Below are 9442 nucleotides of genomic sequence, written 5' to 3' on the forward strand. Positions count from 1 at the left end.
ATCCGCTCATATGCCGCGACCATGCACAAGCAAGGGGCGAACATCTTTGACTCCCTTGTCGCCGCCTTCAAGGGTGCACCGCCTCAGCCCCGCTTCGGCTGAATCCAGTACGTCTGCCTAAAGTTGGGCTGAGTAGTTACCATGCAGAAAAGAATGATGGGCAGGGGATAGTTCAACCACCGCATCAGGGTTTGACACGAGTGGTAGATGGTTTCCAGTGACTGCGTCAGCCCGTCGGAAACGCGCGATGGAACTTGCCCCACTGCAAAACCAAACAGCAGGGCAAAGACCAGCGCCTTCAAGGTATCGCCGCTTGCCAGTGCCGCGAAAATATTGGAGGGTACCAAGCTGACCAGCACCTCCGTGAAACTGATGGATTTGACAGGTGCATCGACGCCCTGCAGGCTCATGACCGTGTCACTGGAGTTCAGGTCGTTCCCAACGATCTTCCCAAAGGTCTGCATGGTTTCGGTCGACAGGTTTTCTCCCGGCTTCATCACCAGCAAGGTCAGCGCACCCAGCAATGCGACCACCACGGAAAATACGGTAAAGACAACGGCGACACGTGCCATCAGGCCACCGCCGCCGCCCTCGCGAAAAAGGCGTTGCAGGCTGAAGATGACCGCCGATACCATGAACGGCAAGGCGATCATCTTGAGCAGGTCCACATATATGTCGCCTACAAACCCGAGCTTGAGACCAAGAGCCGGCGCGTACATGCCCAGCATGAAGCCCGCCGACAAGCTGGCAATCACCACCCAAGGGTTGAGCGCGAACGCATAAAGTTTTTTCAGATTGATCATCACAGCACCTTGGTTGGTCGACTACTTGTCCAGCGCCTTCAGCACTTTGTCGATGGTCAATTTTTCCGAACCCTCAGATAAAAACTGGTTGACGTAGGCCAGCAATGTCGGGTCCTGGATGCCAACGGCGATGCCCAGCGTGTCCTCCAGGTCCTTGAAGGTGACCGTGCGCAGCGTCAACGACGCCGTAGGATCGCTCTTCAATATCCGCTTGATCTCAAACTCATCCCGATAGGCCGCCATGATCTGGCCCTTTTCAAGCGCCTTCAGGACGGAATCCCAGGTTGGAAATTCTCGAAGCTCCGACAGGGGAAAATTTTTGCTGGCATAGTCGGAAAAAGAGGACTTCGCGATCACGCCGATGGAGCCCTTGAACTCACGCACCACGACGGGCAGGGGCCGGTCCCTGGCCAGCTCCGCGAACTTCACCCGATTCAGGATGAAGGCATGATTGAGACGAATATACGGATCGGTGAAACTGATCATCTGCGCGCGCGCCAGTGTCCGGGACAACTTGCTGATGCCCAGATCCGCCTCCTGCCGTGCGACGATATCGACCACCTCATTGAAGGTCCGCGCGCTGCGGTCAAACCTCACATTCACTTTGAGTTCTTTGGCAATCGCCTTGGCCAGGTCAACCTCCAGGCCGACCAGTTCCCCTTTTTTTATGTAGAAAAAGGGCGGCGTATCCACACCGAGCATTGCCACAACGAGCTCTCCCCGATTGACGATGCGGGCAATGTCGGGAGCAAGGAAGCGGCCGTCGACGACCTTCACAAGCGTTGACGGCGGCACCGGCGCATCAGACGTTCTCGCTGCAACCGGAACTGTAGGGCCTGCCGCCAGCGCCGGTGCCAAACACGCAGCCCAGGCCAGCGCCAGGATAAAAATCTTCCACCCTTTGCTTGAAGGGCGATACAAATGCTGTTGCGCTTGCCTTTTGTACGACATCATCAAATCCTGATTCATGTTTACAGCGACAGGGGGCATTGCTGAGGTGCGACCGGCACTGCAGCAGGTGGACCGGCTGAATATGCTCTTTTTTTGATAGCTGCATACACCCATCAGACATGGGCTGGAAGTCAATTTTATTCAGAATTCGTGGCCTGACCGCGAGAAACTGCCCGAAATTACAGCACAGCAGAAAGTGCTGCTTATCTCCAGCATGTGGCCAAAGAGCAAACCTTCGCGCCAATCAAAAAGCCCCTGAATCCGCTGGGGATCAAGGGCTTGCGCATCTGGTGGCCTGGGGCGGAATCGAACCACCGACACAAGGATTTTCAATCCTCTGCTCTACCGACTGAGCTACCGGGCCTGAACCTCAAATTATATATCAGGCAGCGCGCTTGCCGCGAGTCAGGTCCACGCCCAGTTGCTTGAGCTTGCGGTACAGGTGAGTGCGCTCCAGACCGGTCTTTTCAGCCACGCGCGTCATGGAGCCACCCTCCTTGGCGAGGTGGAATTCAAAGTAGGCTTTTTCAAATTCATCGCGTGCGTCTCGCAGCGGTTTTTCGAGCAGGAAGCTCTGCGTCGCCTGCGGGCCCAGCTCGACCACGGCGGCGGCGACACCGCTGGTCATGGCGACTTCTACGGTCAGGTCCGGCGTATGCAGCAAGGTGGCTGGTGGTGCCAGCGGTTTGCGACCCGCTGATTTGACCAGTCCCTGCTCCACCGCTTTAAGTAGTTTTTGCAGGGTGATGGGTTTTTCGAGGAAGGCCATCGCGCCGATCTTGGTGGCTTCGACGGCCGTGTCGATGGTGGCGTGGCCGCTCATCATGATCACCGGCATCGTCAGCATTCCGCTGGACGACCATTCCTTGAGCAAGGTGACGCCGTCGGTATCGGGCATCCAGATGTCCAGCAGCACCAGGTCCGGGCGGGCGCGGCTGCGGGCGGCGCGGGCCTGGGCCGCATTTTCTGCGAGTTCGACCTGATGGCCTTCGTCGTTGAGAATTTCCGACAGCAAATCGCGTATGCCTAATTCGTCGTCAACCACCAGAATATTTGCCATGATGAATCGCTATCCCTAACCAGCAGTTATCGATCCTGCGGCAGCTCTTCAGTTCTGCGCCCGCAAGTGTTGTTAAGTCACAACCGCGAATGATAACGATACTTGGGCGCCCTGCACGGCGTCATCGACCACGCGATTTGAAATATCGATGCGTGCGCCGTGTTCGTCGGCAATTTTTTTGACCACAGCCAGGCCCAGCCCGGTGCCTTTGACCTTGGTTGTGACGTAGGGCTCAAACGCCCGCTTCAGGATGTGTTCGGGGAAGCCGCTGCCGTTATCGCGCACCGTCAGGCGCACGCGGCGCGAACTCGGCGAGTATTCGGTCTTGAGTGTGACCAGCGCCGTGCGCCCTGCGGGCAGTCCCTCCTGGGCGTCCTGGGCGTTTTGCAACAAGTTGTGAATAACCTGGCGAATCTGTTGTGAATCCGCCTTGATCTCGGGGCAACCGGGTTCCAGCTCCGCCTGCACCGGCACCACCGCGTTGTCGCTGGCATAAAGCTGGATCACGTCATTGACCAGCGCATTAAGGTCTACCGGCTTCAGTTCGGCGGCGGGCAGGCGCGCATAGTCACGGAACTCATTGACCAGCCGCTTCATGGCATCAACCTGGTCAACAATCGTTTTGACGGATTTGGTCAACAAAATCTGCTCGGGCTCGGCGACTTTGCCGGTGAGCTTCATTTCTAGTCGTTCGGCCGACAACTGAATGGGGGTCAGCGGGTTCTTGATCTCATGGGCAAGCCGCCGGGCCACTTCACCCCAGGCCTGGGCACGCTGGGCCGAGACCATTTCTGACACGTCGTCGAACACCAGCAGGCATTCGTTGCCCGGCATCTTGGCGCCACGGGCAATCAGCGTGATGGCATTGTCGGGCGTGCCGGGCTGGGCGGCATTGAGCTCGAAGGACTGCTGCCAATGCTCGATGCCGTGCAGGGTGTTCTCGCCAAAGTAGGTGTCAAACTGCGCCTGCACGCCCTCTGCAAAGGCAGCCATACCGGGAACCTCGCTCAGCGGTCGCCCGTGGTGGGCCGCAAGTGGCGCGCGCAGGATGCGGGTGGCGCCGGGGTTGCTGGTCTGGATGCGCCCCTGAAGGTCCAGCACCATGACGCCCGCCGTCAGGTTGTCGAGAATGGTCTGCAGGTTGGCACGGGCAGCATCGACCTGGTCCATGCTTTTCTGCACGGCACCGCGCGCGTCGGCCAGTTGCTGGGTCATGTCGGCAAAAGAGCGCGTCAGCCCGCCCAGCTCGTCCTTGCCCTGCAGCGCGGCCTTGGGCGTCAGATCGCCTTGGGCCACCTGCTTGACGCCTTCGGCGAGCACCAGCAAGGGACGGGCCAACTGGTTGCCCAGCACCACCGCCAGCAGCACCGCGCCAAACACCGCGAGGAACAGGCTGAGCGTGAGTGTGCCTATGTACATCTTGCGCAAGCCCCCCCTGGCCAGCGCGCGCTCCTGGTACTCGCGGTTGGCCTCTTGCACAGCGATGGCGTTGGCCACCAGGCTGACGGGCAGCAGCTCGGTCACCTGCAAAAACCGGTTTTCGCCGAACAAGCCCACGCCCGGACTGCTGACCAGTGCCAGCGCCTTGATGCGGGGCGGAATGTTGACGTCACCGGCGGCGCCCGGCGCTGCGGACGCGGCTGGCTCGGCACCGCCTGCCTCTGCAGCGGGCAGCGCCACCTCGTCCAGACCCTCGATCTGCGTGGCCACGCGCTGGGTGCGCGCGTTGCGCAGCAATTGCCCAGGCGGGCGCTCGGGCTTGATCGAATAACGCGAATCACCAGCGCTGGCAATCATCTGGCCGGAGGCCGACCACAGCACCACGTCGCTGACGGCGAGCTGATCACGCAAGCGCTCCAGCGCCAGACCCGCAGTGGCGTCAGGCGTTTGCGCCAACTGGCCGGCTGCCGCCCGTGTTTTATTGGCCAGTTCGGACGCCAGCGTATCGAGCGTGACGCGGCCCAGGTTGAGACCAGCGTCCAGCGCGCCTTCGACTTTCACATCAAACCAGCTTTCAATGGAGCGCGAGACGAACTGGTAAGACACGACGTAAATCATCATGCCGGGCATCAGGCCCACCAACGCAAAAATCGCCGCCAGCTTGACCAGCAGGCGGCTGCCAAACTTGCCCTTGCGCAGGCGCAGAACCAGGCGAAGCACGATCCAGCCGATCACCAGGAGCAGCAGGCCGGCCACTGCCACGTTCAGCCCAAACAGCAGGACGTAGTTGCGCTCGTACAGTTCACGGTTGCCGGTGGCCTGGGTCAGCAGGAACATCAGCACCAGCCCCAGCGCCGCCATCACCCCCACCCCGACGCCGACCGTCCAGCGGAAGGCCGGACTGCTTTTCACGGACGCCACCTGGCGCCTAAGGTTCACTTCACCGCCTCTTTGGCCACTTCCCTGGCCATGTCGGGCGCCAGCGAGATGTCGCGGATCGGCTCGGCCAGCAGCTGGCGGCTGTCTTCCACTGCAATGGCCCAGTCGCGCTGCCCCGCTACACCGATCTGGAAAGGGCGCGGTAGCTGCGACAGGTCGAGCCGGAAACGGAACTCGACGTTGTGCCGGGAGGCGGCTTCGATTTCAGCGGCGTCGGCAATGCGCCAGCGAGATATGCGCTGGATGGCCGTCATGGCCTCGGACAGGCTGTCGTAGTTCTGGCTCAAAGACGCACGCAAACCGGTCACGCTGATCGCGCCGGACAGGATATTCAGGCGCCAGCGCCGTGTCAGCGGCTGAAAGGCCAGGCGCATGGTGCGGGTGGCCGTGGTGACACGTTTGTCGTACCAGTACCAGCGGTCCCGGTAAATGTCGGCCTCGGCCACAAAAAATAGAGGAATCCCTTTGAGCAGTGCGTCTTCGACGACAGTCGGCAAATCGAATCTGACGGCAGCCGACAAGTACACCGATTCGTCGGAGCGCTCCATCTTCAGTTGCGCGAGCTCGGCCGCCAGCGCCACAGGGCTGGCACAGGCCATCAGCGCGCAGGCGCAAAACGCAAGTGCCCGCCGCAACACAGGTTCAAATCCCGCGTTTTTCAAACATTGCGTAATAAAAGCCGTCGTTCTCACCGTTCAAATTGTCCGGGAAGACGGTCCCGGTCACGCCACTTTGAGGCAGTAAATGACCAGGGGATGGCATTAAATGGGCGTCTTTGTGGTGCGTAACAAACGTTTGCGCCTGCTGCTCACCTTCGGCCCTGAAAACCGAGCAGGTGCAGTACAGCAGCCGCCCGCCGGGTTTGAGCAGCGGCCACAGGGCATCAAACAATTGCCTTTGCAAGGCCGCGAGTTGCGCGATGTCGGTGGGGCGGCGCAACCAGCGCACATCCGGGTGCCGGCGCACAATGCCCGAAGCAGTACACGGCGCGTCCAGCAGGATGCCGTCATACGGCTGGCCGTCCCACCAGCCATCGGGACGTGCGGCATCACCGACTCGCACATCGGCCTGCAAACCAAGGCGCTGCAGATTCTGCACGATACGCTCACAGCGGCGCGCGTCGATGTCGAGCGCTGTCACATCAGCATCGGTCAGTTCCAGCAGGTGGGCTGTCTTGCCGCCCGGCGCAGCACAGGCGTCAAGAAGCCGCAGGCGACCACCGCCCAAAGCGGCCAGCCCGTCCAGCAGCAAGGGTGCGGCCAGCTGCGCTGCCGCGTCCTGCACCGAAAAGTGACCTTCAGCGTAGCCCGGCAAAGACGGCACCGGCTGCGCGTTCGCCAAAACAACGCCCTCCCCGCCCACCGGATTTGCTCCTATATTAATAGCTTCCAGGGCTTGCTGGTAATGGGCTGGAGTCGTTTTTCGTTGATTAATCCGGAGAATCAGCGGCGCGCGCGCATTGTTGGCCCGCAGGATGGCCTGCCACTGCGCAGGATGGTCCTTGCGCACACGGTCAATCCACCACTGCGGATGGTTCCAGACGGCTTGCGGATGTTTTTCGGTCTGCGCCACCAGCGCATCCCGCTCGCGCAGGAAGCGGCGCAGGCAGCCGTTGATGAAGCTGGCCTGGTGGCGCGTGTCCTCGCTGCGTTTGGCGGCCTCCACCGCCTGGTCCACCAGCGTATGCAAGGTGTAGGGCGCGCCCTCTTCCGTCCAGATCAGCGCCAGGGCCACGCACAGCAGCGCGTCAGCCTCGGGCGGTGGCGGGCGGCTGGCTAGCTGCTGGCGCAGAGCCTCTGCGCGCCCGAGCTGGCGCAGGGCATGAAAGCCCAAGGCCTGCACGCCGGGCCGGAGCGCGCCATCCACGTCTTCGAGCGCCGCAGTCATCGAGCGGCCTGCGCGCACGGCCATCAGTAAAAAAGCAGCCCCCTGGAGCTGGCGCCACAGGGGGATTTGGGTGGGGGTGTCTTGCATGGAGTTAATGTAAGCCCCCACGGTCGCTCACTGCGTGTAGCTCCCTGCCCCCCGAGGGGGCCGCTGCGCCTGCGGCCCGGCAAAGCCGGTTCTGCGGCCCCTGCTTGCAATTCGGAAGCACAGGTGGAACGTCCCCGCAGCCAATTCAGACCAGACTATCAGCCCAGATGTTGCTGGCCCAGTTCAGCGCATACACGCCTTCGAGTTCGGTAGGCCCGGCGCTCACGCCGCCAGAGCCGGCCACGGTCTTGAAGGTTTTCTCGGCTGCGACGTACTCGTGAACGCTGGCAACGTGGATTACATTCTTGTTGTCCACAAAGCTGTAGCAGGTGTTGGTCAGCATGGGCGCCGGGTTGATCTCCCAACCGGACAACTGCGCCACGATGGCCGCCGCCGCAACCTTGCCGTGGTTGTTGGCCATGTGGCCGCTTTTGGGCATGGCTGGCGCGATCTGGATCGAATCACCGATCACAAACACGTCTTTGGCGGCGGTGGACTCGAAGCTCTGGTAGTTGACGCCGCACCAGCGGTTGTTGGCCATGTTGTTCAAACCCGTCTGCACCGCAATGGCGCCAGCGCGCATGGACGGCAGGACATTGAGCACATTGGCCTTGACGTCCTCCTGCACGTCGAACTTGACCACGCCGGCTTTGGCATCGACAGCGGTCGCCTTGTGCTGGCCACGGTATTCGATGATGCCCTTGTACTGCTCGGCCCAGACCTTCTTGAACAGCGGGCCTTTGGAGGTCACATCCGGATTGGCGTCGAGGATCAGCACCTTGCTGCGCGGCTTGGCGGCCTTGAAGTAGCCGGCAATCACCGAGGCCCGCTCGTAAGGGCCGGGCGGGCAGCGGTAAGGCGCTTCGGGAATCGTGATCGCGTAGACGCCGCCATCGGGCATGGCTTCAAGCTGCCTGCGCAGCGCCACGGTCTCGGCACCGGCTTTCCAGGCCTGCAGGATCTGGCCGGCTGCCTGCGCCTGCTGCAGGCCTTCGATGCTGCCGTACATCAGGTCGATGCCCGGCGAGACCACCAGCTTGTCATAGGCGATGGTGGCGCCGCCGGCGAGCGTGACGGTCTTTTTGGCGGTATCGATCGCGCTGGCCATGTCCCTGACGACGGTGATCCCGTGGTTTTTGCTCAGGCCGGTATAGGCCGTGGTGACGTCGCCGATCTGCTTGCTGCCGCCCAGCACAAGGTTGGAGATGGGGCAGGAGATGAACGCGGCCTGCGGCTCGATCAGCACCACGTCGATTTTGTAGTCCGACAGCAGCCGCACATACTTGGCCGCAGTGGCGCCGCCGTAGCCGCCACCGATCACCACAACTTTGGCTTTGGACGGAATGGAGGTGGTGGCGCAGGCACCGAGGCCGAGCAGGCTGAGGGCGGCGGAAGACTGGAGGAAGGAACGTCGTTGCATGAATGTTCTCCTTATTTCTTCTGTGCGGCAAAGTAGCCGGCCAGCACATCGATCTGGGCGTCGCTGTACCCCTTGCTGATCTGATGCATCACGGTTGCGGACCGCGTACCGGTCTTGAAGGCCTTCATCTGCGCTACCAGGTAATTTTTATCCATGCCGGCCAAGGGCAGCGCGCTGGAGCCTTGAACCGCCCTGCCGTCCGTGCCGTGGCAGTTGGCGCAGGTGGCCGCCAGGCTGCGGGTGTACAGCGCCTGGGCCGGAGCGGTCTGGGCATGGCTCAGGGATGACGCCGCGAGCGCGCAAAGCGCCAGCGTCGTGCTTGACAAGTAAATCTTCACGGCTTCTCCTCACAGTTTCGACAGGAACCCAATTTAACGCGGCCCACGGCGCCGACCATAGGGAGTATCCAGTACCCAGCCCCGACGCAAGCGTCCGGCGGTTCGAATCTTTTGTGATGTGCTTATTGGCGCAATCGCAGGCGCGCTCACAACATGGCGCCAGGCCGCGTCGGCGCCAGCTCATCCTGCGCGGACGGGGGCTCCGGCGACAGCGCCGGGTAAGCGCTGAAACCTGGCGTCACCAAACGCCAGGTCAAGGCCAGCGCGGCATTGATGGGCAGTACCAGCAGCAACACAGCCAGGGCAAACAGCAGCAGTTTGCGGGTCTGGGAACGCACCCTGTCCTGTTGCTCGAAAAAACGCATGTGAGGATGAACTAGGAGCCTGGGCGGCAGAAGGAACGTCGGCTGCAAAGCGGCCGCGACGGTCCATTTTTCACCGGCTTTTTGCCCCATAGCTACGGCTATGGCGCTGCAAACCCGGCAAAAACTGTCCTCGCCGGGGCCACTTTTCGCTT

Annotated in this window: 8 protein-coding genes, 1 tRNA gene and 1 pseudogene; all 10 read right to left on the reverse strand. The window is 61.6% G+C overall.

The window, feature by feature from the left end; translation table 11 throughout:
• Positions 1-83 precede the first annotated feature (83 nt).
• Positions 84-803, reverse strand: coding sequence for a cation:dicarboxylate symporter family transporter (locus tag Q8O29_RS03665; RefSeq protein WP_305560708.1), 720 nt, complete (start codon positions 801-803; stop codon positions 84-86).
• A 21-nt stretch (positions 804-824) separates the two neighbouring features.
• Entirely contained in the window at positions 825-1772 is a 948-nt protein-coding gene (locus Q8O29_RS03670) for an ABC transporter substrate-binding protein (protein ID WP_305560709.1), read from the reverse strand.
• Positions 1773-2042: 270 nt separating this feature from the next.
• Positions 2043-2118 (reverse strand) — tRNA-Phe (locus tag Q8O29_RS03675).
• An 18-nt stretch (positions 2119-2136) separates the two neighbouring features.
• Positions 2137-2814 carry a response regulator gene (locus Q8O29_RS03680; RefSeq protein ID WP_305560710.1) on the reverse strand — a complete coding sequence of 226 codons (678 nt, stop codon included), beginning with the start codon at positions 2812-2814 and terminating at the stop codon, positions 2137-2139.
• 72 nt (positions 2815-2886) lie between these two features.
• On the reverse strand, positions 2887-5115 hold the full coding sequence (locus Q8O29_RS03685; protein ID WP_305560715.1) for an ATP-binding protein: 2229 nt from the start codon (positions 5113-5115) through the stop codon (positions 2887-2889).
• Positions 5116-5189: 74 nt separating this feature from the next.
• Positions 5190-5855 carry a DUF4390 domain-containing protein gene (locus Q8O29_RS03690; protein ID WP_305560711.1) on the reverse strand — a complete coding sequence of 222 codons (666 nt, stop codon included), beginning with the start codon at positions 5853-5855 and terminating at the stop codon, positions 5190-5192.
• Entirely contained in the window at positions 5836-7167 is a 1332-nt protein-coding gene (rsmB, locus tag Q8O29_RS03695) for a 16S rRNA (cytosine(967)-C(5))-methyltransferase RsmB (RefSeq protein WP_305560712.1), read from the reverse strand. The genes Q8O29_RS03690 and rsmB overlap by 20 nt, the downstream gene beginning before the upstream one ends.
• Before the next feature lie 145 nt (positions 7168-7312).
• Positions 7313-8587, reverse strand: a complete 1275-nt coding sequence (locus Q8O29_RS03700) for an NAD(P)/FAD-dependent oxidoreductase (protein WP_305560713.1) — start codon at positions 8585-8587, stop codon at positions 7313-7315.
• Between the two features lie 11 nt (positions 8588-8598).
• Entirely contained in the window at positions 8599-8925 is a 327-nt protein-coding gene (locus tag Q8O29_RS03705; RefSeq protein ID WP_305560714.1) for a c-type cytochrome, read from the reverse strand.
• A gap of 146 nt (positions 8926-9071) precedes the next feature.
• Positions 9072-9442 (reverse strand): annotated as a pseudogene (locus Q8O29_RS03710) (hypothetical protein); the annotation flags it as partial.

Origin of the sequence: Polaromonas sp. (assembly GCF_030689685.1) — a bacterium.
Lineage (GTDB): Bacteria > Pseudomonadota > Gammaproteobacteria > Burkholderiales > Burkholderiaceae_C > Polaromonas.